At 40.8% G+C, this 25,572-nt stretch carries 21 protein-coding genes and 1 riboswitch; of the genes, 8 read left to right on the top strand and 13 right to left on the bottom strand.

What is annotated here, in order from left to right:
• Positions 1 to 112 precede the first annotated feature (112 nt).
• The 4 genes from LX64_RS17195 (at position 113) to LX64_RS17210 (ending at position 8,700) form a co-directional block, all read left to right on the top strand.
• Positions 113 to 3,745 (top strand): TraB/GumN family protein, encoded by a 3,633-nt coding sequence (locus LX64_RS17195; protein WP_111598914.1) that lies wholly within the window; start codon positions 113 to 115, stop codon positions 3,743 to 3,745.
• A 180-nt stretch (positions 3,746 to 3,925) separates the two neighbouring features.
• Complete coding sequence (gene glmS, locus LX64_RS17200) at positions 3,926 to 5,764, top strand: glutamine--fructose-6-phosphate transaminase (isomerizing) (RefSeq protein WP_111598915.1); 1,839 nt, start codon at positions 3,926 to 3,928, stop codon at positions 5,762 to 5,764.
• 21 nt (positions 5,765 to 5,785) lie between these two features.
• Complete coding sequence (locus tag LX64_RS17205; RefSeq protein ID WP_111598916.1) at positions 5,786 to 8,005, top strand: DUF4954 family protein; 2,220 nt, start codon at positions 5,786 to 5,788, stop codon at positions 8,003 to 8,005.
• A 116-nt stretch (positions 8,006 to 8,121) separates the two neighbouring features.
• A complete protein-coding gene (locus LX64_RS17210) occupies positions 8,122 to 8,700 on the top strand; it encodes a DNA-3-methyladenine glycosylase I (RefSeq protein ID WP_111598917.1) in 579 nt (192 codons plus the stop codon).
• Positions 8,701 to 8,835: 135 nt separating this feature from the next.
• Here LX64_RS17210 and LX64_RS17215 read toward each other — a convergent pair whose 3' ends face one another.
• The 3 genes from LX64_RS17215 to LX64_RS17225 form a co-directional block, all read right to left on the bottom strand.
• Positions 8,836 to 9,270: a septal ring lytic transglycosylase RlpA family protein gene (locus LX64_RS17215; RefSeq protein WP_111598918.1), complete on the bottom strand. Its 435-nt coding sequence runs from the start codon at positions 9,268 to 9,270 to the stop codon at positions 8,836 to 8,838.
• 127 nt (positions 9,271 to 9,397) lie between these two features.
• Complete coding sequence (locus LX64_RS17220; RefSeq protein WP_111598919.1) at positions 9,398 to 10,450, bottom strand: cytochrome-c peroxidase; 1,053 nt, start codon at positions 10,448 to 10,450, stop codon at positions 9,398 to 9,400.
• Positions 10,450 to 11,202: an MbnP family protein gene (locus tag LX64_RS17225; RefSeq protein WP_111598920.1), complete on the bottom strand. Its 753-nt coding sequence runs from the start codon at positions 11,200 to 11,202 to the stop codon at positions 10,450 to 10,452. Before LX64_RS17225 ends, LX64_RS17220 begins: the two co-directional genes overlap by 1 nt.
• 101 nt (positions 11,203 to 11,303) lie before the next feature.
• Here LX64_RS17225 and LX64_RS17230 point away from each other — a divergent pair, with 101 nt between their 5' ends.
• Positions 11,304 to 11,627, top strand: a complete 324-nt coding sequence (locus tag LX64_RS17230; protein ID WP_111599101.1) for a TfoX/Sxy family protein — start codon at positions 11,304 to 11,306, stop codon at positions 11,625 to 11,627.
• Between the two features lie 64 nt (positions 11,628 to 11,691).
• Here LX64_RS17230 and LX64_RS17235 read toward each other — a convergent pair whose 3' ends face one another.
• The 7 genes from LX64_RS17235 to LX64_RS17265 all read right to left on the bottom strand — a co-directional run bounded on the left by LX64_RS17235 (position 11,692) and on the right by LX64_RS17265 (position 17,468).
• Positions 11,692 to 12,945: a sugar MFS transporter gene (locus tag LX64_RS17235; RefSeq protein WP_111598921.1), complete on the bottom strand. Its 1,254-nt coding sequence runs from the start codon at positions 12,943 to 12,945 to the stop codon at positions 11,692 to 11,694.
• Positions 12,946 to 12,975: 30 nt separating this feature from the next.
• On the bottom strand, positions 12,976 to 13,761 hold the full coding sequence (locus LX64_RS17240; protein WP_111598922.1) for an L-fucose dehydrogenase: 786 nt from the start codon (positions 13,759 to 13,761) through the stop codon (positions 12,976 to 12,978).
• A gap of 21 nt (positions 13,762 to 13,782) precedes the next feature.
• Positions 13,783 to 14,616: an amidohydrolase family protein gene (locus tag LX64_RS17245; protein ID WP_245952716.1), complete on the bottom strand. Its 834-nt coding sequence runs from the start codon at positions 14,614 to 14,616 to the stop codon at positions 13,783 to 13,785.
• A gap of 11 nt (positions 14,617 to 14,627) precedes the next feature.
• Entirely contained in the window at positions 14,628 to 14,966 is a 339-nt protein-coding gene (locus tag LX64_RS17250) for an L-rhamnose mutarotase (protein WP_111598923.1), read from the bottom strand.
• An 86-nt stretch (positions 14,967 to 15,052) separates the two neighbouring features.
• Positions 15,053 to 15,904: a fumarylacetoacetate hydrolase family protein gene (locus LX64_RS17255; RefSeq protein WP_111598924.1), complete on the bottom strand. Its 852-nt coding sequence runs from the start codon at positions 15,902 to 15,904 to the stop codon at positions 15,053 to 15,055.
• A 3-nt stretch (positions 15,905 to 15,907) separates the two neighbouring features.
• Positions 15,908 to 16,657 (bottom strand): hypothetical protein, encoded by a 750-nt coding sequence (locus LX64_RS17260; RefSeq protein ID WP_148707360.1) that lies wholly within the window; start codon positions 16,655 to 16,657, stop codon positions 15,908 to 15,910.
• Between the two features lie 28 nt (positions 16,658 to 16,685).
• On the bottom strand, positions 16,686 to 17,468 hold the full coding sequence (locus LX64_RS17265; protein WP_211324840.1) for an SDR family NAD(P)-dependent oxidoreductase: 783 nt from the start codon (positions 17,466 to 17,468) through the stop codon (positions 16,686 to 16,688).
• Positions 17,469 to 17,583: 115 nt separating this feature from the next.
• On the opposite strand from LX64_RS17265, the gene LX64_RS17270 reads away from it, so the two are divergent.
• The 3 genes from LX64_RS17270 to LX64_RS17280 all read left to right on the top strand — a co-directional run bounded on the left by LX64_RS17270 (position 17,584) and on the right by LX64_RS17280 (position 19,673).
• Positions 17,584 to 18,270: a M15 family metallopeptidase gene (locus tag LX64_RS17270; RefSeq protein ID WP_148707361.1), complete on the top strand. Its 687-nt coding sequence runs from the start codon at positions 17,584 to 17,586 to the stop codon at positions 18,268 to 18,270.
• 250 nt (positions 18,271 to 18,520) lie between these two features.
• Positions 18,521 to 19,123 (top strand): TrmH family RNA methyltransferase, encoded by a 603-nt coding sequence (locus tag LX64_RS17275; protein WP_111598927.1) that lies wholly within the window; start codon positions 18,521 to 18,523, stop codon positions 19,121 to 19,123.
• 13 nt (positions 19,124 to 19,136) lie between these two features.
• Positions 19,137 to 19,673, top strand: a complete 537-nt coding sequence (locus tag LX64_RS17280; RefSeq protein WP_111598928.1) for a TlpA family protein disulfide reductase — start codon at positions 19,137 to 19,139, stop codon at positions 19,671 to 19,673.
• Positions 19,674 to 19,820: 147 nt separating this feature from the next.
• Here LX64_RS17280 and LX64_RS17285 read toward each other — a convergent pair whose 3' ends face one another.
• From LX64_RS17285 to LX64_RS17295, 3 genes are all read right to left on the bottom strand, one after another.
• Positions 19,821 to 22,193, bottom strand: a complete 2,373-nt coding sequence (locus LX64_RS17285; protein ID WP_111598929.1) for a ribonucleoside-diphosphate reductase subunit alpha — start codon at positions 22,191 to 22,193, stop codon at positions 19,821 to 19,823.
• A 103-nt stretch (positions 22,194 to 22,296) separates the two neighbouring features.
• On the bottom strand, positions 22,297 to 23,271 hold the full coding sequence (locus LX64_RS17290; RefSeq protein WP_111598930.1) for a ribonucleoside-diphosphate reductase small subunit: 975 nt from the start codon (positions 23,269 to 23,271) through the stop codon (positions 22,297 to 22,299).
• Positions 23,272 to 23,416: 145 nt separating this feature from the next.
• Positions 23,417 to 23,626, bottom strand: a riboswitch (cobalamin riboswitch).
• Between the two features lie 255 nt (positions 23,627 to 23,881).
• Positions 23,882 to 25,435: a hypothetical protein gene (locus LX64_RS17295; protein ID WP_111598931.1), complete on the bottom strand. Its 1,554-nt coding sequence runs from the start codon at positions 25,433 to 25,435 to the stop codon at positions 23,882 to 23,884.
• Positions 25,436 to 25,572 lie beyond the last annotated feature (137 nt).

Raw genomic sequence — 25,572 nt, forward strand, 5'->3', positions numbered from 1 at the left:
AAATTACAGCAACATGATGGCCCGGGTACACACCTGGGCCATTTGTTTTTCCTATATTTACTAAACAAAATATTATGCCGAAGAGAGCCTTACAATTTATTTAGACCCAATTATGAACAACGTCATTAAGTACCTACTATTACTGCTAGTTATCAACATCAACAGTGTCGAACTTTCTGCCCAAGGAAAGAAAGAAAAATACCAAGGCTTACTTTGGGAAATCAGTGGCAATGGCTTAAAGAAACCGAGTTATGTATTCGGTTCCATGCACGTAAGCGCCAAGCTGGCTTTTAACCTGAGTGATTCCTTTTACAATTGTATCAAGAATGTAGACGTGGTGGCCTTAGAGTCGAACCCGGAACAACTGCAAGAAGACTTTTCCAACTCCAAGATGCTAAAAATTACGGCCATGGGCGTAGATGTTAGCAATCCAAATTCTACCAAGCGGGGAGCCTTCACCATTAACAATTATAAAGACATTCTAAAAGCTGGGCTTGTATACCAACCGCAAATGATCAACCATTTGCTGTACCGTAGTTATGCTTCAAAAGAAGACTTTGAAGAGGATACTTTCCTCGATATGTATATTTACCAAGTAGGTAAAAAGCTAGGCAAACGCGCCACCGGCGTAGAAAACTTCTTTGAATCGGAGCAACTTATGCTCGATGCCTTTAAAGATGATGCCAATGAAAGAAAGAAGAATAAAAACCGAGAATATGCCAGCACAACGAACGTTGTGAACATGGAAGAACTAATGACTGATGCTTACCGAAAAGGCGATTTAGACATGTTAGACTCGTTACAAGCAAAACAATCGCGTTCTACCGCTTTCTTAGAAAAGTTCTTGTACAAGCGTAATGACAATATGTTCCATTCCATTGACTCGATCATCAAAACCAGCAGCTTGTTTGCCGGTGTGGGCGCTGCTCACTTACCTGGCGACAGGGGTTTGATTAAGTTATTACGCAAAGCGGGTTACACAGTTCGTCCTATTAAAATGACCAACCAATTAAGCAACGAGAAAGAGCGTTTGGAGAAAGTAAACGTACCGGTACATTACACCGATTACAACTCGGAAGATGGCTGGATTAGCATGCGTGTACCGGGCAAACTATTTAACTTCTCTTCCATAACAGTATTGAACCAATTACAGTATGCCGATTTAGCCAATGGCGCCTATTACTTGGTGAGCCGGGTAAAAACGAATGCTTTGGAATTGGGACAAAACGAGCAAGATGTGTATAAGCGAGTAGATAGTTTGTTGTATGAAAACATTGCCGGCAAAATATTAAGCAAGCAACAAATTACGAATAATGGCTACGTAGGATTTGATATCAAAAACAAAACACGCCGTGGCGATTTACAACGGCATCAAATCTTTATCACCCCGTTCGAGATCATTTTATTTAAAATGAGTGGTACAGGTGATTATTTGGATAGTGGTGCTGCGGATGAATTCTTTACCTCCATCAAACTAAAACCACTGGCCACCGGTGCATGGTCGACCTATACGCCCTTCTACAAAGATTATAGCATATCTATTCCGCCATCATATTTGCAGGGCAACTACAATAGTTTACGCAACATGGGTAAACGGATAGAGCTGAGCGCGGTAGATAAAAACACAAAAAATAGCTTCTTACTGGTTACTAAAACGTGGGAAACACCGAACCTCGATGAAGATAGCGTAGAATTAAGCTTTGCAGAAGAAGCCTTTTTAGAAAGTGAGTTTGTGAAGAACGTTACTAAGCGTAGCACCTTTAACTACAAAGGTTACCCATGCTTACAAGTACAAACAGCGAACCACGATCATTCTACTTCCATTACCCGTTTCATTTTGAAAGGTAATATGATGTACATGTTAAGTACACGTTTCACCGGTAATCCTCAACAAGCTAACAATTACTTGAATTCATTCGAATTTAAGAAGCCGCAATATGGAAAAGTGGAGAAATACGTGGATACAGCCTTGTATTACACCGTGCAAACTTCCGTTCAGCCTAATTCACTCGATGAAATCAACGAGTTAATTAATACCATGTATTCTCCGGATGAGGCACCCAATAATACTATAGCCAATGGTAAAAGCCGTGAATTCGCCAATGATAGTACCGGTGAAGCAGTGCATGTAGGCTTCTACCGCATAGGCGATTATACTAGTTATAAAGACAGCACCGCCTTTTGGAAGCAGGTTTTAGATGATTACAGTGGATATGTAATTATGCGCCAACAGAAATCAATGAAACCTTACGGCGAGGAATTGGTGGTGCATGTACGCGATACGAATAGCTTGCGCAACATAATGGCTAAAGTTATTATTCGTCAAGGTACACAGTACTATTTAACGAGCGTGTATGATAGTTTGAGTGGGCCATCGGAATTTGTGCAAACCTTCTTCAACACCTTTACACCGAAAGATACACTGATTGGTAAACCATTATATGCAAGTAAAAGCGCCCAGTTCTTCGAAGACTTTTATGCTACGGATAGCACTACGAAGGCGCGTGCACGTGCTTACGTGGGGAATTTTGTGTTTAGGGATGAAGATGCGCCTCAGATTATTAAAATGGTACAGGGTATGACAAGTTCGGAGAAGAATTACTTAGATGTAAAAACGAACTTAATGTACGGGCTAAAATCCATCAAGCATCCAGCCATACTCCCTTTCCTTGAAAAACAATACATTGATGCCAATGATACAACGCGTTTTCAATACGCGGTATTAAGCACATTGATTGCCCAACAAACGAAAGAATCGTTTGATATTACTAAGCGTTCCATGTTGAAAGAAACCCCGATTTTCAGCAACTTGGGTACGTTCGCGTATTTAACCGACGATATGAGCGATTCGCTACAGCTAGCGAAAACGCTTTTCCCGGAAATGTTGCAATTAACAACCATGAACGACTACAAAGTACCTATTTATACCTTGTTAGCGGAAATGGTAGATAGCAATATTGTTTCCACCGCCAGTTACCAGGACGATGTAAACCAAATTGCCTTCGATGCACGCATAGCCGTATTAAAAGCAGCAGCGCGGGAGCTGAATAACCAATCGAACGAAGAAGACGACCAAGATGATGAAGATGATGCCCCGGTAAGTGCGAGTAAATCGAAAGAAGAGGCAGATGAAGAATTGTCGACCTACGCCACCTTGTTATTCCCGTACAAGAACACGAATAAAAACGCGGCTAGGTTCTTTGAGAAATACGAGCAAATAAAAAACCCGGCGCAGCAAATTAGCTTGGCAGCCTTGTATTTAAAAAACAAGCAAACCTTCCCGGATAGTACATTACAAAAAATAGCCGATCAACCACTTTACCGCATGGAGTTATACCGTGCATTAAAAGGCATTGGCCGCGTGGATAAAATGCCTGCAAAATATACCAAGCAAGATGAAATTGCACTAGCAATATTATATGCAAATATTCGTTCGTATGACAATATTGATACAATTGTTTACCTCGGAAAGCAGCAAACAACGTACAAATTCAAACCGGCGATTGTCTATTTTTACAAGTACAAAAAGAACAAATTAGATGCCACTTGGTATTTGGCAACGAGCGGTATCCAACCTGTAAACACGAAAGAAATCAATGATAACGAGCAATTAACAAATTTCACAAACACGATGCTCGATGAGAAAAAACCGCTAGGAGAGCAGTTTTACAAGGCTTTACGCAAAGTAAAATACCGCTATAGATATATAGATAATGATAATGTGTTTTATTCATCCGTAGAATAAACGTAATTTAGTATAACCGAATAAGCGAACAGGCATCTCGTCATTGGGGTGCCTTTTTCGTTTTAACCCCATGCTTGCAATAGTAGTTTATTACCCCGATTCGGTGTTGAATTCGCATTTAAAGTGCATATTGCGGCATAACAGAGAATGTAAGTATTAATCAAAAGCCCTTAATATTTTATGTGTGGAATAGTAGCCTACATTGGAAAACGGGAGGCTTACCCCGTTGTATTGAAAGGATTGAAAAGACTAGAGTACCGTGGTTATGATAGCGCGGGTGTTGCCATTTGCAACGGCGAAGGTTTACAAGTTTATAAGAAAAAAGGTAAAGTATCGCAACTCGAAGAGTTTGTAACCGGTAAAAACATGCACAGCCATATTGCCATCGGCCATACCCGCTGGGCTACCCATGGAGAACCATCTGATCGTAACGCTCATCCCCATTATTCGAGCGATTCGAAACTAGCCCTTGTTCATAACGGTATTATCGAGAACTATGCGCAATTGAAACAAGAGCTGATCAAAAAGGGTCATGTTTTCAAGAGCGATACCGATACCGAAGTTTTGATTCATTTTATTGAAGATATTAAAAATAACAACCAATGCTCGCTTGAAGAAGCGGTACGTATTGCGTTGAAAAGAGTGATTGGTGCGTATGTAATTGTGATTGTGGATGAAGATCACCCCGACACACTTATTGCTGCAAGAAAAGGTAGCCCGCTCGTTATTGGCGTAGGTAAAGGTGAACATTTCTTAGCTTCTGATGCCTCTCCTATTGTAGAGTATACAAAAGAAGTTGTGTATGTAAACGATTACGAAATCGCGATCATCAAAGCAGATGAATTGATCTTGAAAAACATCTCGAACGAGATTCAAACACCATTTATTCAAAAGCTCGACATTGAATTGGCGGCGATTGAAAAAGGTGGTTATGATCATTTCATGTTGAAAGAGATCTTCGAACAACCGCAAACCATCTTCGATAGCTTGCGAGGTAGATTAGATGCAAAAAATGGTACTTTAACTTTAGGCGGTATTAGGGAATACGCAGAAGTGCTTTCGAATGCAAACCGCATTGTGATTGTAGCTTGTGGTACCTCTTGGCACGCCGGTTTGGTAGCGGAATATATTATTGAAGAAGTTTGCCGCATACCTGTTGAAGTGGAATACGCTTCTGAATTTAGGTATAGAAACCCCGTAATTGGTCAAGGCGATGTTATTATTGCCGTATCACAATCGGGCGAAACAGCCGATACATTGGTAGCTATTGAAGCTGCGAAGGAAAAAGGCGCCATTATTTTAGGTATTTGCAACGTTGTAGGTTCTTCTATTGCACGCGCTTCGCATGCCGGTGCATACACACACGCCGGTCCTGAAATTGGTGTAGCAAGTACTAAAGCTTTCACCGCGCAATTGGCAGTGTTGACTTTAGTGGCGCTGAAAGTGGCTACGGAAAAAGGCAGTATCAATGAACAACGTTTCCAATATTTATTGAACGAGTTGGAAGCAGTACCAGAGAAAGTAGCAACGGCATTACAACTGAACGATCAAATTAAAGCAATTGCTGAGAAGTATAAAGATGCACGCGACTTCTTATACCTTGGTCGTGGTTACAACTTCCCTGTTGCTTTAGAAGGTGCATTGAAATTGAAAGAGATTTCGTACATCCATGCCGAAGGCTATCCCGCAGCAGAAATGAAACATGGCCCTATTGCCTTGGTAGATGAAAATTTACCGGTAGTATTTGTAGCTACGAAAGATTCTTATTACGAGAAAATCGTTTCAAATATCCAAGAAATTAAGGCGAGAAAAGGTAAAGTCATTGCCATCGTAACAGAAGGTGATGAAACCATTCCAGCCATGGCCGACGACGTAATTGTAGTGCCAGAAGCTGATGAATTGGTAGCACCGATGATCTCCGTTATTCCATTACAATTACTTGCTTACTACATCGGTGTATTGAAAGGCTTCGACGTGGACAAACCGCGCAACCTGGCAAAATCCGTTACAGTAGAGTAATGAATCGTTAAAAGGAAGCGTATGAACCGTATTTTAAGAAAACCGTTGAAAGATTTAGGTTATCATTTTATTGATGACAAATATTTGCCAAGCGGTAAAAATGAGTATTACTTGCGCGATCAGCAACGTGGGAACGACAACGTGTATAGAAAGTTGACCGCCCAAGAAATTGAAGCCCTCGTTCGGAATGACAATACTTCCGACGATTGGAATAATATATTTGTAGCTAACGAGTTTAACCCGCAACTCGTGCAGCACTGTCACTTTTTCGGGATGGTGCGCATAGGCAAATTGGAACCTTACTTTTTGGAATTCCATAATTTACGTTTGCCTGTAGGTTTATATAATAGTACGATCTCATCTTGTGATTTTGGCGACAACATTGTTGTGCACAACGTCAATTTCCTATCACATTTCATCATAGGTAACGAAGTAATGATTGCCAATGTGAATGAAATGGCCACAACGGATTATGCAAAATTCGGGAATGGTATTACGAAAGAAGGGGAAGATGAATCGGTTAGAATTTGGATGGAATTGTGTAATGAAAATGGTGGTAGAAGCGTGATGCCATTCGACGGTATGTTACCGGGCGATGCATGGCTATGGACGCGCCACCGAGCCGATGATGTATTACAAAATCGATTCAAGCAATTCACCGAAAAACAATTCGATCGTAAGCGTGGCTATTATGGCATGGTAGGTGATCGTACGGTGATTAAACATTGTAACATCTTGAAGGATGTAATCATCGGAAGTGATGCTTACATTAAAGGTGCCAATAAAGTAAAAAATGTAACGGTTAATAGCAGTGCAGAAGCACCTTCGCAAATTGGGGAAGGCTGTGAAATTGTGAATGGTATTATCGGTTACGGTTGTAGGATTTTTTATGGTGTGAAAGCGGTACGTTTCGTAATGGCTTCACATTCGCAATTGAAATATGGTGCGCGTTTGATTAATTCTTACTTGGGTAACAACGCTACTATTTCTTGTTGCGAAGTATTGAATTCACTCATCTTTCCAGCGCACGAACAACACCACAATAACTCTTTCTTGTGCGCGGCAACGATTATGGGTCAGAGTAACATGGCGGCAGGTGCTACCATTGGCTCTAACCACAATTCGCGTGGCGCCGATGGTGAAATTGTAGCTGGTCGTGGTTTCTGGCCAGGGCTTTCTGTTACCTTGAAACACAATTCCCAATTTGCCTGCTTTACCTTGATCTCGAAAGGTAACTATATGCATGAACTGCGTATGCCTTTCCCATTCAGTTTGGTGTTGAATGATGATCATACGAATACATTGAAGATTATGCCAGGGTATTGGTTCATGTATAACATGTATGCATTAGCCCGCAATAGCTGGAAATATGTAGATCGTGATCGACGTACAGATAAAACCCAACACATCGAATACGACTACCTAGCACCAGATGCCATAGAAGAGTTACTACATGCTTTACCTGTGTATGAAACAGCCGTTGGTGAAGCTTACCAGTTACAGCATAATCTTTCATTAGAAGAAGATTTGCGCGCTATTGGTAAGAACTTATTGCTCACCAACCCGGCAGCAGTAGCAGGCTTGAAAGTATTTGTAAAAGGCATAGAGAATAGTAACCGACCTGTTGAATTGCTGAAACTGCACCGTTCGTATCCATTATTCCGCTCGTTGATTATACTGTACGGGGTACAAAATTTAGTGAATAATGCAGCTGCGTTTCAACTGAATGATCTACCCGCTTTACGTGCATGCTGTAAAGATGCGAAACGAGAAGACTGGAAGAATATTGGTGGACAGTTAATGCCGGCTTCGCATTTACAGCGTATTGTGAACGATATTAAATCGGGTGAGATTGCAAGTTGGAATGCTTTGCACGATCATTACCGAATCGAAAGCAATAACTACAAGAAGCATAAACTACAACACGCCCTTGCGAGCATGTTACAAATCGCCGGCCTTTCCGCCGACGAACTCGATGGCAACAACTTGCAAAGCCTATTCGACATTGCCATAGAAACACTTGAAACCATTACCCATAACATCCACCATTCCCGCGAAAAGGATTATAAAAACCCGTTCCGCCAAATGACGTATGAGAACATGGAAGAGATGGAAAAAGTATTAGGCAAATTTTCCAGCAACGGCTTCATTAACGAAACCAAGGAAATATTAGCCGGCTTTAAAGAAGCAGCAAAAAGTACCTTGCAAAATTTTCAACTTGTAATGGCTACTTCAAAATAAAAAATGCACACAAACACCAGCTAAAAGGTCGTTCCATTTTGGAGCGACCTTTTTGTTTACAAGCAAATACTTTTCGATAATTTTGTTATCCTAGGAACATTATAAAACAACAGCTTATGGAAAAGACACGATGCGCATGGTGTTTAAAAGATGATTTATATAAGGATTACCACGACCATGAGTGGGGAAAACCTCAACACAACGACACCCATTTATTTGAAATGATTAACCTCGAAGGTGCGCAGGCCGGTTTAAGTTGGTACACTGTTCTAACGAAACGAGAGAACTACCGTATAGCATTTGATTTTTGGGATGCAGCGAAAATCGCCCAATACGACACCCAAAAAATTGAAAGTTTGCTACTAAACCCCGGTATTATTCGTAATAAATTGAAAGTGAATGCTGTAGTATCGAATGCAAAAGCATTTTTAAAGGTAAAGGAAGAGTTTGGCAGCTTTGACAGGTATATCTGGTCGTTTGTGAACCACCAGCCTATTATGAATCATTTTACCTCGTTAAGCCAAGTACCTGCTAAAACTACGATTTCCGATGCCATGAGTAAAGATTTACTGAAGCGTGGGTTCAAATTCGTAGGCTCTACGATTTGTTATGCATTTATGCAGGCTACAGGCATGACAAATGATCATGTGACTACTTGTTTCACCCGCACCCAGAAAAGTGCTAAAAAGAAGTAAAAACGCATAAAAAAAGCATCGACTAGCTAGCTGGTCGATGCTTTTTTGTTTAAAGTTGAGAAATTCTTCGATTTGGAATGTGGACCTTTATCCCCTAAATAACAATTCTTTATAAATCCCGGTCCACGGTTGCCTTCAATTGATGGCCATTTGTTGCGAGTCTATTAGGCTGGTGGCATATTCTTTACTCACCACTTCTACCTTCACCCGGGCAAGGCCCCAATGAAAGAAACCCAATTTTTTTGCGGCCGCTTGGGTTAAATCGAGTACACGCTTATTAGCAGCATGTAAACGATCCGTGATCTTAACGATCGTCCATTTTTGGTTCCGCGTATTGGTCACTTTTACATAAGTGCCTAAAGGCAGCTTATTATGAGCAGCAGTGAAAGCCGAATTGTCGAACACTTCGCCGCTAGCTGTTTTACGACCATGAAATTTGTCGGCATAATAAGATGCCGTGCCCACTTCTTGTTTCACCTGGGCTTGTGTATGCATTACTGAAAAAGGCAACAACATCATTACCAACACACAACACTTTGTAAATAGCTTTAACACATTTCCTTTTTTCATAAGGCTAATAGTTTGCAAAAACCATGCTAGGTTGCTGGGTGAAGAATTATTGTAACAGCGCTTTCACATATACCCAAATAATGACCTATAAAGAAACAAAGATGTTTAAACAAGGGTTCAGCGAAGCTCAATCGGTGATCAATTCTTCTGCTAACGCTTTGTTATTAATGAAGTTAAGATCGGTGAGCGTGTTGAGGAATTGATATAAGTTTTGTTGATCTTGGGTTGACAATTGTAGGCCATTACGTACCAACGGATCTACTGTAGGCGATAATTCTATACCAGAATTGTAATGTTCGAACACCAAATAAATATTGTAGAAGCGCCCATCGTGCATATATGGCGGGCTTTTAATCACATTTCGAAGCGAGGGCACTTTAAACTTTAGATAGTCGTTGGTGCTATTTGTAATACGCATTCTTCCTACATCGTCTAAAAAAGTATTGTATGGCAACCCGTTATTCCTAAAAGTTTGGTCGGTAAAAAGCGGCTCTTTATGGCAGCTAGCGCATTTGGCCTTGAATATTGTGTACCCTGCTGCTTCACTCGTTGTAAACTGTACATTTCCAATCTTATTTACTACGCTGTCGTACTTAGTTTCAAAACTATTCATGGTGGCCATGAATTGTACTAAGGCTTTGAATAGTCGTTCTGTTGTAATTTCTTCCGTACCGAAGGCTGCTTTAAACATACCTCGGTACTTCGTATTATTACGCAGTTTGGAAAGCACATTCTCCAATGTTTCACCCATCTCGTTTTCGTCGGTAATAGGCGTTAAAGGTTGCACCTCTAAATGATTCACACCCCCATCCCACATAAAGCTAGTTTGCCAAATAAGGTTGAATAAGCTCGGTACGGTGCGAATACCAGTCCTGTTATCAATACCATGACTTAATGGATGATCAAAATGTGCAAATGCTGCGAATTGTTGGTGGCAGAACCCACAAGAAATAGTACCATCTCGTGAAAGGCGGGGATCGTAAAAAAGTCTTTTCCCTAAAGCAATGCCGTTTTTTGTTAATTTATTGTTGGCGAAGGAATAGGTAGGTGTTGGAAAATTAGGCGGTAATTTCAATACATAATCGCCTGTTACGGGTGCGACATCATCCTTTCCTGGTGAGCATTGGTAAAGCAACCAGCAAATGGCAAGAAAATAAATGATATAGATCTTTTTACCCATTAATTATGATTGATAAAACTGAACATTTTGGCATAGTGTTGCGCAATATTGTACGCTGGTTCGCCTGGCGTATGAATAGTAGCAATTGTTGTAAAACTGAGCGGAGTAGGCCCATCCATCCATTTGGCAACATCGGCATTTAAACGCAAGGAAGTAATTTTTCCGCCTTCTATATGAATATTGGAAGGAAAGCTAACTGTGATATACTGTTGTACTTTGAACGGCCCTTCATAGCCACCAATATGAAAAGTGAATGCTTTTGTGGGTTCTTTAGAAGCGGGGGACACACCTTCTAGTTTTGCCATAATATAACCGCTATTCCAGCTCCAGAACATACCATTTAAAGGATCTAAGGCACCACTTTGTATACCGCTATTATTCCGGGCAGAATCTACGCCCAGCATAAATTGAATAGCATTTACTTCGTATGACTTCGGAATAGTAAGTGTTATGTTTTTAGTAGCAGGGGCCGACTCATCTACAAGGAAATATTCAGCTGGTAAAGTAACGACGCCTAACGTGGTGATGAGTTTAAAATTGCTAAGATAATATTTGAAAGTTTTTACGGTGAAGTCTTCCCCGTAGGTGTTTTGATATGTAGTATTCTCCAAATTCAGCACTTTACTGCCTACGCTATGTTGCAGTTCGATTTGTACTTGAGCACTAGGCTGATCAACATCTGTTTTCTTGCTGGAACAAGCCACCAAGAAGAATAGAGCGTGTAATAGCGCGATTGGGTAACGTGTTTTCATAAAGGAACCGGGTGTATTTGAAGTTACAACAAATATTCGAGCTTTTAAGTTGTGCCATTGTGATGATTTTATGCGTTAAATTTAAGTTCAATTCCAACACTATGGCTTACAATATCGACTTAGCAACCCGCATGCGCAAAGCGCTTAGTAAACATGTTGATTTTGAAGAAAAGAAAATGTTTGGCAAACTGGCTTTTATGGTGAGAGATAAACTGTGTTTGTCTGTGGGGATGAATAAGATGATGTGCAGAGTTGATCCTGCGTTACACGATGAGTTGATTCAAGCACCGGGGTGCAAAACGGTGATCATGGGAGGAAAAGCTTACCCGGGGTATATTTACGTGGCTGTAGAGAATGTGCAATCGGCAAAGAGCTTGGATTATTACATTGGGCTAGCGTTACAATTTAATGCGCGCATTACGTAACTACTATATAAAAAGCGGGCAAACTGTAACAGTCTGCCCGCTCTAATTTTTATGCTAATAAACTTTACTTCACCGATTTCACCTTATACCCTGCAACACCAAAATATAGTACCACTACGAAACAAACCAAAGGCACAATAAAGCCCGTAGCCGTTGAAGTTGCAGCACCAATTTTTCCCATCACCAAAGGCAACAAAGCACCCCCTACAATCGACATTACCAAGTAAGAAGAACCTCTCTTCGTGTGCGAGCCAAGGTGCTTAATACCTAATGCAAAAATCGTTGGGAACATAATCGACATAAAGAAGAAAATACCCACTAGGGAATACACAGCAAATGCACCGTTATGCGCAAACATAACAATAGCAGAAAGTATAATATTGATTAACGCATACACACTTAATAATGTATGTGGCGCAATTGTTTTCATTAATGCAGCGCCTACGAATCGACCGATCATAAATAAGAACAAGCCAATCGACAAGTAGAAGGCAGCATCTTTATTACTTAATCCTTCCCAATATTCAGTGGCATAGTTAATAAACACAGCACCTACACAAACTTGTGCAGCTACGTAAAAGAATTGTGCTACTACGCTCCAAATGAAGTGTGTTTGTTTTGCTAATGGAATATCTTTTACTTCATGCGCTGCATTTTCTTCATTTGCTTCTTGGATTTCCGGGAGTTTAGTAAACATAAATAGTACAAGTAATGCTAATACTACGAAGCCCAATACTACGTACACCCATTGTACAGAGCTTAAATCGTTGTGCGCCGTTCCTTCTTCTGGGAAGAACACTTTTCCTCCTAAAATAATCGCACCAAATGAACCTAATCCATTGAAACATTGTGATAAATTCAAACGACGTTCGCTTGTAGCCGGATCCCCTAATACTGCTGCATACGGGTTCGCTCCTGTTTCGAGGAATGATAAGCCGGAAGCCAGTACAAATAAAGCGCCCAAAAACGCGTAGTAGTTCAATGATTGGGCCGCTGGATAAAACAAAAATGCGCCGATGGTAAATAGTAACAAGCCCAACAAAATGCCGCTCTTGTAACCAAATTTCTTCATGACGATACTAGCCGGGATGGCCCAAATAAAGTAGGCACCAAAATAGGCTAATTGTAAAAAGTAGCTTTCATCTTGTGGAATCTTCATGGCTTCTTGGAAGTGCTTGTTCAATATGTCTAATAAGCCATATGATGCGCCCCACATGAAGAATAAGCTGGTCACTAAAATAAATGCAAACCTGTAGTTGTTTGAACTGGTCTGCTTGCTTGTCGTGGAATAGGTGGAAGTAGTTGTGCCGCCAGCCATGTTGGTTGTTTTTAGGTTATGAAGAAAGGATTATTGCTTGATAGAACGATCGAGGTGCGTATAACCACCATCGACATACAAAATTTGTCCTGTTGTATGTGATGATCTTTCACTAAGTACAAACACGCTTGTATTCGCAATTTCTTCGCTGGTGGTCATTCTTTGTTCAAACGGGATATTGGCTGTAATACTTGCCAATTTCTCTGCTGGGTTTGGTAAAGAATTGATCCATGTTTCATATAATGGCGTCCACACTTCTGCAGGAATTACCGTGTTTACGCGGATACCATATTTCAACAACTCTACTGCCCATTCGCGGGTAAGTGCATTAATAGCACCTTTACTAGCCGCGTAACCGCTTGTGTTACCTTGGCCGGTGGTAGCTACCTTAGAACCAATATTTAAGATGCTGCCTTTTGTAATTTTTAAATAAGGTAAAGCATAGTGTGCCATGTTGTAGTAGTGTGATAAATTGTGTTGCAACGATTGCATAAATGCACCAGGCGCACCATTTTCTAAGCCAACACCATCATTAGCCCCGGCATTGTTCACAATACCATCTATTCTTCCGTAGGCTGTAACACATGCATCTACTACTTTCTTACAATCCTCTACCTTTCCCAATTCTGCTTGTACGGCCAATGCTTGGCCACCTTTCGCAATAATGCTTTGAACAGTGATATCGTTATCCTGTGCATTTCTACCAGCAATAACCACGATGCCCCCTTCTGCTGCGATTAATTGAGAAATGGCTTCGCCAATACCTTTAGCGCCGCCTGTTACGATGTAGACTTTATTTTTTAATCCTAAATCCATTTGGAATTATTTATACCCTGCTTACAAGTTGTAGAAACGACAGGCATTTTCGCCCATGATCTTAGCTTGTTCTGCTACGGGAAGATGTTGTATATATTGTTGAATGATATTTTTCACTTGTTTATAATCTGCCGCCAGTAATGATACCGGCCAATCGCTACCATATACTAAACGATCGGTACCGAAAGCATCGAATACCACGTCGAGGAATGGCACAAAGTGTGCTTGTTCCCAGTTTTGCCAATCTGCCTCCGTTACCATACCGCTCAATTTGCAATACACATTCGGGTGCTCGGCGATTGCGCGTATGTTTGTTTCCCATTCCCCTAACGACTGATCCACGATGTTAGGTTTTGCGAGGTGATCGATTATAAAAGGCTGCCGTGGAAACCTTTTTACAAATGCTGCTACTGCAGGTAATTGTGACGGGTACACCAAAATGTCGTATGTGAAATGATGTTTTGCTAAGGCAGCAATACCTCTACAAAAATCGTAACCCAGTAAAAAATCGGCATCCGGTTCGGCTTGTACAATATGCCTAAAACCTTTAATGACGGGGAACTGTGCGAAATGTTGTAATCTTTCTACGATGTTATCGGCGCGTAAATCTACCCAGCCAACAATGCCTTTTACAATATCGTGTTGCTCGGCGAGTTGGAGTAGAAAATTTGTTTCTTGTTCACTTTGATCGGCTTGTACGGCTACGCAACCATGTACTTCATTATCGGCCATGATAGGCGCAATATCTGCCGGTGTAAAATCGCGGCGAATAACTTCCATACTTGGCGTAATCCACGCATCTTTTACGGGGTGGTATTGCCAGAAATGTTGGTGCGCGTCTATACAAATTTGCATGTGCTTGTAGATTATGCCAGTTCGAAAATTTTATCCATCATCAACCATTTTTCACCTGGTTGTGCAGTAGGCAATGCTTGTTGGTATTTCCACATCAGCGTTTCCCACGCTTGTACGGTTGGATTAGCGGCATCCATTGCGCCTTTACGCTCGAATGAAAAAGTGTCGTTTACTTCTAAGATCATGAATAACCTGTTGGAAACCCTGTAAATTTCACATTTCTCTACCCCGCTGTTTTTAATGCTGGCTTGTATTTCGGGCCATACAGCCCTGTGGTGTGCTTCGTATTCCGCGATTAATGTTGGATCGTTCACTAAATCGAGTGCTAAACAATACCTGTTCGTAATCATCTGCGAGATTGTTTTGGAATGTACCGTAAAAAACTACAAACACGCTGCAATTTACCGCCGTAGCGGGTTGCAGCGTGTTGTAAATATTATTTGTGCGCTTTCGCTGTTTGTTTCGATGTACCTAAACCATCAATACCTAATTCGATCACATCACCAGGTTGAATGTATACTTGTGGATTCATACCCAAGCCTACACCTGCCGGCGTACCTGTAGAAATTACATCACCTGGTAATAAGGTCATGAATTCACTTAAGTAAGATACGATGAACGGTAGTTTGAAGATTAAGTTCGCGGTAGTACCATCTTGCATGGTTTTACCGTTTAATGTTAACCACAAACGCAATTTGTCTACGTCGGCGATTTCATCTTTCGTTACTAACCAAGGACCTAATGGAGCAAATGTATCGGCACTTTTACCTTTTACCCATTGGCCGCCTCTTTCTAACTGAAAAGCGCGTTCGCTATAATCATTGTGTAAGCAATAACCTGCCACATAATCCATCGCATCTTTTTCTTCTACATAGCTTGCTTTCTTACCGATTACGATCGCTAGTTCTACTTCCCAGTCGGTTTTAGTTGAGTTACGTGGAATGATTAAATCATCGTTTGGTCCTACTAAAGAAGACGTTGATTTAAAGAAAACGATAGGCTCAGCTGGGATTTGTGCGCCGGTTTCCTTGGCATGATCTGCATAGTTTAAACCAATGCAAATGATTTTAGATGGACGCTGAATAGGTGAACCTATTCTTGTATCTGCAGGCACTTTCGGGCAATTGCTTGCATTCAATGCCCACCATTTCGACAATCTTTCAATACCGTTCGTTTCAAAAAAACGTTCCCCGAAATCTTCACCGAATCCCGATACATCAAACGTTCCATTGCTTGTTACAATACCCGGTTTCTCTTCACCCGGTAATCCGAACCTCGTTAATTTCATATGTTATCTTTTAGTAAGTATGGCGATCTGTTTCGCGTGTAATTTTCCATTATCTACCCACACATCCATGATCTCACGGAAGTTTTCTCCATCCTTCACGCCAAACACCAAGTGGGTTTGACTATCGATGCGAATGACAGGTATATAATGACTACTTAATTGGAAGCCTTTAAATTGTTCAGCTCCTCCATATGAGTAAGCAAAAACAACAGAATCTGACTTCGCTGTTTTACGAATATCTGCAGTGAATTGGCTTATAATATTGCCCGACTTCAATTCTTTATCGTACGTATTTACAAAAGCTGCACGGGCATTCGATTTACCGAATCCTTTTTCTTCTTCCAAATAACGCCAAATAGGTTGTGGCGGTGAATTGTGATGAAGAATTTTCAAGTCACCCTTTTCTTCGTATACATGGTAATAGCGGGTATCGCGGTTCGCTTTTAATACGGCTACGTATGCGCTATTGGGTTGGTCCCACACCATGGAATACAATTCGTTTTCGGGTATACCGCCGGCTACTTTTAAATCGAATGATTTTTCTTTTGTTTGACCTTTATATGTGAAATTGATTCTCACAGTTTGCGTGTCAAATTCTAGCCCGGAAATCTTCACTTTTACCTCGCCTTCGCCTACTGCCGGCGTTAGCACGGAGTCTTTTTTATTGTCTTTTTTCCCTGTTGAATTACTGTTGTTACAAGCGATGAACAATGTTACCACTAGCAAGCAACATAGCGTTTGGATTAGTTTCATAGATATTTGTGCATTTTCTACGCACAAGTTAATTATTCAATCTAATAAAACCACCATCAATTGGGTAATCGCAACCGGTTACAAATCCTGCTTCATCGGAACACAAATAAAGCGCTTGGTAGGCCACTTCCACGGGTTTTGCCATGCGGCCGATCGGTTGTGTTTTAGATAATTTCTCGAACATTTCTTGCTCTTTGCCAGGATAGTTTTTCGCAATGAAACCGTCGACAAAAGGTGTGTGCACCCGTGCTGGCGACACGCAATTACAACGGATATTATGTGCGAGATAATCTTTGGCTACGGAGAGTGTCATGGTTAACACGGCACCTTTACTCATGCTGTAAGCGAAACGATCGGGAATACCCACGCTGCTAGCGATAGAGGCTACGTTTAAGATAACACCGCCGCCTTGGGTTTTCATTTGTTCAATTACACCGTACATACAGTTGTAAGTTCCTTTAACGTTTACATTGTAAATACGATCGAGATCTTCTACACCTGTATTTTCCAACTTACCCACATGTGCAATACCGGCACAATTCACCAAGATGTCGATTTTTTGGTGTTGTGCCACAATGGTTTGCATCACACGCACCACGGCAGCTTGGTCGGCAACGTTGCAAGCATGAACAACCGCTTCATGACCATCATCGATAATAGTCGTTAACGTGTTTTCCCCTGCTGCTTCCGTTAATTCAATGATATGAACAAAAGCACCTTGCGCTGCGAAGCAGGTAGCAATTGCTTGCCCGATACCACTTCCACCACCCGTTACTACCGCAACTTTTCCATCTAACCTAAACAAACTCATGTTGTGAAAATTTTAAGGGTTCTAAAATACCTAAAATGTTGTGTGATAAACTATTGTTTTTTACCCTTATATTGTACAATCTTGCCTAATTTAAGCGATTATTAAATAATTTGACGTGAAAAATCTACTCTTCCTATGCTTTTTATGCTGTGCCGGGGTGTTACGGGCACAGGAAATGCCTACCAACAAATACGGTTTAGCGGTGGTAGAAAAAGAGGCTGATTACATGCGCATGGTAAAAGCTGATACTAATATGTTGATGGTGAACCTTTCCCATTTCATACCTTCCATTGCCAAGGATATTCGGTATGCCACAAAACACAACTTCACGAAGCAGGTACTTTACCAACATACAGCCATTTACCTGAGGCTGCCTGCCGCTAAAGCACTACGTACTGTGCAACAGGAACTTGCCCAACACGGCTTAGGCTTATTGATATACGATGCTTACAGGCCCTATAGCGTTACAGAGAAAATGTGGGAGATTGTACCCGATGACCGTTATGCTGCCGACCCGAAGAAGGGTTCGGGGCACAACAGGGGTACTGCTGTAGACTTGACGTTGATTGATTTGAAGACGAAAAAACCTTTGCCTATGCCTACAGACTTTGATGATTTTTCGGAAAAAGCGCACCAAGACTACATTTTGCAGGATAGTACAATTGCAAAAAACAGGGCTTTATTGAGAAATGTGATGGAGAAAAACGGTTTCAAAGGCTTATCTACAGAATGGTGGCATTTTTATCTTCCCAACCAGGCTCAATTCCCCTTAATGAACATCGATTTCAGGCCTACAAAATAAAAGGGCCAGGGTGAGAACAACCCGGCCCACTAACTATATCATGAAGAAATAAAATAATGTTGAAGTGGGCATATAAAATAAAAGCCAAGACGTGAACATCTCGGCAAAATTTTGACCATTATGAAATACTCGAAAACTTACTAACAAGCCTACACGAAAATTGTTCATATCATTGTTGTATCAATGATTGATGCGCCAAACATTCACTCGCTCATATTTCCGTATTTTTGCAGAAATATAATAGCAAGGTATGACACCAGAACGTTCAGCAAGATTAATCGAAGCCCTTCGAAAGCGCCAGCCCGATTTAGCCGTGGTACTCGATAATGTATTCGACCCGCACAACGTGGCCGCCGTTTTACGTACAGCTGATGCCGTGGGGATACAAGAAGTGTACACCTTAACCAACACCGTACCTAAACATAAACGCTATGGCTTCAAAAGCAGCTCTAGCGCCCGCGATTGGATGACCGTGCATGATTTTACCGATCCCAATGAATTGGTACAAGTATTGCGCGGCAAATACCATAGGATTTTAACAACTCACCTGAGCACAGATGCTGTTTCGATGCATGATATTGACTTCACCAGTAGCAGTATTGCCCTCGTATTTGGGAATGAGCAATACGGTGTTAGCCAGGAGATATTGCATGCAGCAGACGGCAATTTCATTATTCCGCAGGTGGGTATTATTAAATCGTTGAACATTTCGGTGGCTTGTGCTGTAACTATTTACGAGGCTATGCGCCAGAAAGAGAAAGCGGGGCATTATGCTAATCGACGATTAGGAGATGAGCAGTATTATGCTTTACAGGCAGAATGGGGTTTTAAGCCCGGCGAAATTCAGGACTAAAAAATATTAATATATGAGACAGTGGTTAACCCGCTTAGCGAGTATCGGGGTATTTGTAGGGAGTTTACAGGAAGTTGCGCAAGCTCAGACTGTAACGGAGATTAAGCTGGATGGGTTAACAACTGTTCTTCAACCCCTGTCTGACAGTAGTTATATCATTAACTTCTGGGCCACCTGGTGTAAACCCTGTATCGAAGAAATCCCCCACTTCGAAACCCAATCCCAATTGCCCCAAAACCACAATATTCAATTCAAATACATCAGCGTCGATTTACCAGACGCATATCCGGATGACATCCTCGCCTTTGTAAAAAAGCTTGGCTTACAATCTCCTGTGTACTGGCTCAATGAATCCAATGCCAATAAGTTTGTTGGCCTAGTCGATAAATCGTGGAAAGGTGGTATTCCCTGTACCCTCTTCATCAACCCCAAAACCAAGTACCATAAATTCTTAGAAGGTAAGATTCCTCCAGAGAAACTCGCCCAAGAGATTACCCTTATGCAAACTTCCCAGGCAAACACAATACCCAGCAAATCCTCGCAGGAGTAATAACAGGCTTGTATATTCTCTTACATCAATCGATATGCTATTTCCATATAAAGTATTTTATACCAGGCTTTATATAAAAGCAAAACGGAACAACTTTCGTTGCTCCGTTTACACTACTATTATATTTTGCGATGGAATAGCCTATAATTAAGCGCTGCAAGTCACGCAACCTTCTTCCATGGTACAAACTGCACCTTCTGGAACTTCCAATACATCTCCACTTGCAACAGCCACCACAGGCTCCATATTCTGACCACCTTGTTTTTCAACTGTGAACTGAACAGCTTGCGCTGCCGCTTGTGTACGGAGATAATACATACCTGTTTTCAAACCTTGTTTCCAAGCGTAGAAGTGCATGGACGTCAATTTAGCAGCTGTTGGCGTATCAACGAAGAGGTTAAGTGATTGTGATTGGCAGATGTATGCACCACGATCAGCAGCCATATCGATGATAGTACGTTGCTTGATTTCCCAAACAGTTTTGTACAATTCTTTTACGTTACCAGGAATTTCTTGGATGTTTTGAATAGAACCGTTTGCAGCAATGATTTTGTTTTTCATATCATTATCCCACAAACCTAATTCTACTAAATCTTTCAACAAGTGTTTGTTCACCACCACGAATTCACCACTTAATACACGGCGTGTATAAATGTTAGAAGTATATGGTTCGAAACATTCGTTGTTACCCAAGATTTGAGAAGTAGAGGCTGTTGGCATTGGCGCTAACAACAAGCTGTTACGCACACCTACTTTTTTGATTTCACCTTTCAAAGCTTTCCAATCCCAACGTGCAGATGGTGTTACACCCCACATATCGAATTGCAAAATACCTTTTGATACCGGTGAACCTTGGTATGTTTCGTATGCACCGTCTTTTGCTGCTAAATCTTTAGAAGCAGTTAAGGCAGCGAAATAAATTGTTTCGAAGATTTCTTTGTTCAATTGTTTTGCTTCTGCACTTTCGAACGGCATACGCAATAAGATGAACGCATCTGCTAAACCTTGTACACCAAGTCCGATTGGGCGGTGACGCAAGTTACTGCGTTCAGCTTCTTCTACTGGGTAGTAGTTATTATCGATGATTTTGTTCAAGTTAAGAGCAGCTTGGTACGTTACTTCGTATAATTTTTGGTGATCGAATTGACCTTCATTAACGAAGCGAGGTAAAGCCAAAGAAGCTAAGTTACAAACAGCTACTTCATCAGCAGATGTGTACTCGATAATTTCTGTACACAAGTTTGAACTTTTGATGGTACCTAAGTTCTGTTGGTTTGATTTGCTGTTAGCAGCATCTTTATACAACAAGTAAGGTGTACCGGTTTCGATTTGTGCATCGAGGATGGCGAACCAGAGTTCTTGTGCTTTTATAGTTTTGCGAGCACGTCCTTCTTGTTCATATTGTGCATATAATTTCTCGAATTCAGGACCCCAAGTTTCGTGTAAACCTGGTGCTTCGTGCGGACAGAACAGGCTCCAATCACCGTTTTCTTCTACACGTTTCATGAATAAATCTGGCATCCACAAAGCGAAGAACAAATCACGCGCACGCATTTCTTCTTTACCGTGGTTTTTACGTAAGTCGAGGAACTCGAATACATCGGCATGCCATGGCTCTAAGTAGATAGCAAAAGCACCTTTACGTTTACCACCACCTTGATCTACGTAGCGAGCTGTATCGTTGAATACACGCAACATAGGGATGATACCATTAGAAGTACCATTGGTACCACTGATATAAGAACCCGTTGCGCGGATATTATGAATGCTTAAACCAATACCACCGGCACTTTGAGAAATCTTTGCTGTTTGTTTCAAAGTATCGTAGATACCTTCAATACTATCATCTTGCATGGTTAACAAGAAGCAAGAACTCATTTGCGGTTTCGGTGTACCGGCATTGAATAATGTAGGGGTTGCATGTGTGAACCAACGCTCACTCATCAAATTGTATGTAGCAATGGCGCTTTCGATATCTTCTTTGTGAATACCAACAGCAACACGCATGAACATATGTTGTGGACGTTCAGCCACTTTACCATCCACTTTCAGCAAATATGAACGTTCCAATGTTTTGAAACCGAAATAATCAAATGCGAAATCACGATCGTAGATAATAGTTGAATCTAAAATCTCTGCGTTTTTGCGGATGATTTCATATACCTCGTCGCTCAACAATGGTGCTGGCTTATCGGTTTTCGGATCAATGAATTCATACAGTTTCTTCATCGTTTTCGAGAACGATTTCACTGTATTTTTATGCAAGTTACTCACCGCGATACGAGATGCTAATAATGCATAATCGGGGTGTTTAGTAGTGAGGGAAGCTGCTGTTTCCGCGGCCAGGTTATCAAGTTCGGTAGTGGTTACACCATCGTACAAGCCCACAATTACTTTCTTAGATACATCAATAGCATCTACGTAATCAGGGTTTAAACCATAACACAGTTTTTCTACACGCGCTGTAATCTTGTCGAACTTTACAGACTCTTTTCGGCCATCTCTTTTAATAACAAACATATGCTTAAAATTTATGGGTGGTAGTAAGTAATATTGTAATCTAAAATATTCAAATCAAACGGTTCGCTTGTGTGCAACAATCGAACCGTTTTTTATTAATTCATTAAAAATCTTCGTCGAGGCTGAATGTTTGTGCTTCTTTGTTGCCACCCATCACACCGGCTTTTTGATAGTCGCCTACGCGTTTTTCGAAGAAGTTGGTTTTACCTTGCAAGGAAATCATTTCCATGAAGTCGAACGGATTTGCTGCATTGTATACTTTCTTGCAACCTAATTCACCTAACCAACGATCTGCAACGAATTCGATATATTGTTTCATCAAATCAGCATTCATACCAATCAATGCAACCGGTAATGCTTCTGTGATGAATTCTTTTTCAATTCTTACTGCATCGGTGATAATTTCTACGATTTGTTCTTCTTTCATTTTGCCTTGTAACATGCTGTACAATAAGCAAGCGAATTCACAGTGCATACCTTCATCGCGGCTGATCAACTCGTTAGAGAAGGTTAAACCTGGCATTAAACCACGTTTTTTCAACCAGAAGATAGAACAGAAAGAACCACTAAAGAAGATACCTTCTACAGCAGCAAATGCTACTAATCTTTCCGCGAACGTACCGTTTTCGATCCAACGTAAAGCCCATTCAGCTTTCTTTTTCACTGCAGGTACCGTTTCGATGGCGTGGAAAAGACGATCTTTTTCAATAGGGTCTTTTACGTATGTATCGATCAATAATGCATATGTTTCAGAGTGAATGTTTTCCATCATAATTTGGAACCCATAGAAGCAACGAGCTTCCGGGATTTGCACTTCACTCATAAAGTTTACAGCGAGATTTTCATTCACAATCCCATCACTCGCAGCAAAAAATGCTAATACGTGCGAAATGAAGTGACGTTCGCCATCATTCAAATTAGCCCAGTCTTTTAAATCACCACTTAAATCGATTTCTTCAGCCGTCCAAAAACTCGCTTCATGTCTTTTATACATTTCCCAAATAGCAGGGAAATTGATAGGTAATAACACGAAACGATCTTTGTTCTCTTTTAGCAAAATTTCATTCTCGTTGTTCATACTATAATATTTTTTTTGGCAACAATGTGTGAATATGTAATAAATATTAATCTAAAGCGCGGTAGGGTACTAACGGCGACAACAAACCTATTGTGAATACGTTTGGTTTCACTTACGCCAATACCTTGGAACGCGAAGGTTTCGACTAGTTGCATTGCCTATGGCAGGTCTCCTGGCTTTCCTAAAATGCCATTGCCTTCCCCGCATATCCTAAGCTGCGAGTGGCCCTGGGAGTAAAATGGCACTGATTAATAAAATTGCTAATCAAAGAATAACAGTAGCGCGTCTGCTCGTGATTTTCACACGATTCCCTTTTAATCTAATTCAGTTTAGCACCATAGCAACGAAGTCAAGAACTGATGCAAATGTAATAATCCAGGTCACCTTTAAGGGTATATAGTTACTAACAGATGTTGATAAACTTTTTAAACTTTTTGAGAAATGAGGCGGGGCTTAGGATTCGCAATTTCCACAGCTTTTTGGGAAATTTTTTGGCATGACAAATAAAAATAATCTATGTTTTTCGTTATAAAAAAGGTGATCATTTTCTATGTTGTTTTTCAAGACATTATAGAAATTGATCACCGTATTACAATAAATTGACATTTCCTTAAATCCGGGGAACTTTGTCTTTAAATTTCTGGGCAATGACCGTTTGTACAGGTATCCCGTCAATCTTACTTTCCAACCATGAGATAATATCTAAATATAAGAAAGACCTACGCTCGTAGGGGTTTTGGGAAAGTTCCACCAAGCGGTCCTTCAATTCTATGAAGGCAGCTCTTAAAGCCTTGGGATGTGCATAAATGTTCTTCCGCAAGAATTTCAATATTTCCTCCATTACCAAGCCCAAATCCTTGTTCTTTGCAATGAAGTGATATACACTTTTGATTAAATATTCTACCAAGCTGTAGTTCTCTAATTCATAGTGTGCAATTAGGTGTAAAATACGTGCGAAACACTGGATATCGGCCCGTAAATTCCCGATGCGCAAATGAATAATTTTATTTAAATATACAATGGCATTATTATTATCGCCACTACCGAAATACAAGCAAGCGATCTTGTAATAAAACACCAATACGCGGTGTTGATCAACCGTTAGCTGGTGGTCTACGATTTGTTGTTCCACTTCCGGCACCAGCTCCAAACCCTTGCTAAACGTACCTTCCATGAAATGTTGGTTGATCTTCGCCGTATAGATGTACACAAACGCAGAGGTTTGCGTATTCTCGTTGAAGTTCTCACGGTTACACGCTACGTAGCTCTCCATTTCCTCCAATACCCCTGCGAAACGCACACTATTCACATTATAAAAATGTGCTGTTAATAAGTTGTGCATCGCTTTGATATATAAATCTGGATCGTTCTTTTTGAGTGATGGGTAATCGTGGAAAAGGTCTACCCATTTTTGTGTATAACGGTAGTATAACAAGAAATCTTGCAAAATGTAATAATACCAACTGTAGGCTTGGTATAAATAAATCTTTTCATAAAAACTCAAGTTATGCGTTAGGGCTGCTTGTAAGCTAGAGTCGAAAAAGCTTTTCAACATTAATACGTCCTTTTCATCCCTCGCATGCCCCAATTTCAAATACAAACCGTACATCCGCAAACTAAGTGTGGATAACTTGCTTACGTTTGTCAAATGCACGTTCAAGGCCAAGGACTCTTCACTTAGCTCGTCGGCCCTGTTTTCTAAGCTGCGGGTAATATGCCTACTTTCAATCAATTTCTCGAACTCGATGATTTCGAAGATGAGCACTACTTCTTCCTGCTCCTTGGCACTGGCTTTTGCTTTGGCCAGTACTTTCAGGCTTTGGTTATATAATCCTTTGTTATATAATACACGGGCATAATCGATCTGCTCGCGGAGGTCGATCAATGGGTCTTTTTGTTTATATAGTAGGCGTAAACTTGTTAACAAATGTTTATACAAGTGGGCCTTTACATTCGATAATTGTTGCTTTTTAATGCCCGGGGTTTTCTTCAATAATTGCTCCTCATCATAGGTATTCATCCTATCAAGTACGTTGAAGAGCTGGATAAAAAGCACGTCCTCTTTCGTGTTATTCTTATTAAAAGCAAGCTGAAAATTGCGCTTCTCAGCTTTCGTTAAGGTTTTAATCAATATAAATAAAGCGTCGTTATGGCTGTTGGGCATCGTTGAAAGTCGTTTGTAAACTACTGTAAATTAACTACTTATATGCAATAAAGGGCGGTTGTATATCGTAATTCAATTGAAACTAACCATCAATCATAAGGTCAATGACCGTTAGATTTGAGAACGTAACCAATTTC

Source organism: Chitinophaga skermanii, from assembly GCF_003259335.1.
GTDB lineage: Bacteria > Bacteroidota > Bacteroidia > Chitinophagales > Chitinophagaceae > Chitinophaga > Chitinophaga skermanii.

What these genes read in the sequence shown, in the direction of transcription:
- LX64_RS17235 (WP_111598921.1), bottom strand. Translation starts at nt 12,945, where the DNA reads ATGGCTGGCGGCACAACTACTTCCACCTATTCCACGACAAGCAAGCAG.
- LX64_RS17260 (WP_148707360.1), bottom strand. Translation starts at nt 16,657, where the DNA reads ATGAAACTAATCCAAACGCTATGTTGCTTGCTAGTGGTAACATTGTTC.
- LX64_RS17285 (WP_111598929.1), bottom strand. Translation starts at nt 22,193, where the DNA reads ATGTTTGTTATTAAAAGAGATGGCCGAAAAGAGTCTGTAAAGTTCGAC.
- LX64_RS17290 (WP_111598930.1), bottom strand. Translation starts at nt 23,271, where the DNA reads ATGAACAACGAGAATGAAATTTTGCTAAAAGAGAACAAAGATCGTTTC.
- LX64_RS17250 (WP_111598923.1), bottom strand. Translation starts at nt 14,966, where the DNA reads ATGATTACGAACAGGTATTGTTTAGCACTCGATTTAGTGAACGATCCA.
- LX64_RS17210 (WP_111598917.1), top strand. Translation starts at nt 8,122, where the DNA reads ATGGAAAAGACACGATGCGCATGGTGTTTAAAAGATGATTTATATAAG.
- LX64_RS17295 (WP_111598931.1), bottom strand. Translation starts at nt 25,435, where the DNA reads ATGCCCAACAGCCATAACGACGCTTTATTTATATTGATTAAAACCTTA.
- LX64_RS17275 (WP_111598927.1), top strand. Translation starts at nt 18,521, where the DNA reads ATGACACCAGAACGTTCAGCAAGATTAATCGAAGCCCTTCGAAAGCGC.
- LX64_RS17255 (WP_111598924.1), bottom strand. Translation starts at nt 15,904, where the DNA reads ATGAAATTAACGAGGTTCGGATTACCGGGTGAAGAGAAACCGGGTATT.
- LX64_RS17245 (WP_245952716.1), bottom strand. Translation starts at nt 14,616, where the DNA reads ATGCAAATTTGTATAGACGCGCACCAACATTTCTGGCAATACCACCCC.
- LX64_RS17220 (WP_111598919.1), bottom strand. Translation starts at nt 10,450, where the DNA reads ATGGGTAAAAAGATCTATATCATTTATTTTCTTGCCATTTGCTGGTTG.
- LX64_RS17195 (WP_111598914.1), top strand. Translation starts at nt 113, where the DNA reads ATGAACAACGTCATTAAGTACCTACTATTACTGCTAGTTATCAACATC.
- LX64_RS17230 (WP_111599101.1), top strand. Translation starts at nt 11,304, where the DNA reads ATGGCTTACAATATCGACTTAGCAACCCGCATGCGCAAAGCGCTTAGT.
- LX64_RS17240 (WP_111598922.1), bottom strand. Translation starts at nt 13,761, where the DNA reads ATGGATTTAGGATTAAAAAATAAAGTCTACATCGTAACAGGCGGCGCT.
- LX64_RS17225 (WP_111598920.1), bottom strand. Translation starts at nt 11,202, where the DNA reads ATGAAAACACGTTACCCAATCGCGCTATTACACGCTCTATTCTTCTTG.
- LX64_RS17215 (WP_111598918.1), bottom strand. Translation starts at nt 9,270, where the DNA reads ATGAAAAAAGGAAATGTGTTAAAGCTATTTACAAAGTGTTGTGTGTTG.
- LX64_RS17265 (WP_211324840.1), bottom strand. Translation starts at nt 17,468, where the DNA reads ATGAGTTTGTTTAGGTTAGATGGAAAAGTTGCGGTAGTAACGGGTGGT.
- LX64_RS17280 (WP_111598928.1), top strand. Translation starts at nt 19,137, where the DNA reads ATGAGACAGTGGTTAACCCGCTTAGCGAGTATCGGGGTATTTGTAGGG.
- glmS (WP_111598915.1), top strand. Translation starts at nt 3,926, where the DNA reads ATGTGTGGAATAGTAGCCTACATTGGAAAACGGGAGGCTTACCCCGTT.
- LX64_RS17205 (WP_111598916.1), top strand. Translation starts at nt 5,786, where the DNA reads ATGAACCGTATTTTAAGAAAACCGTTGAAAGATTTAGGTTATCATTTT.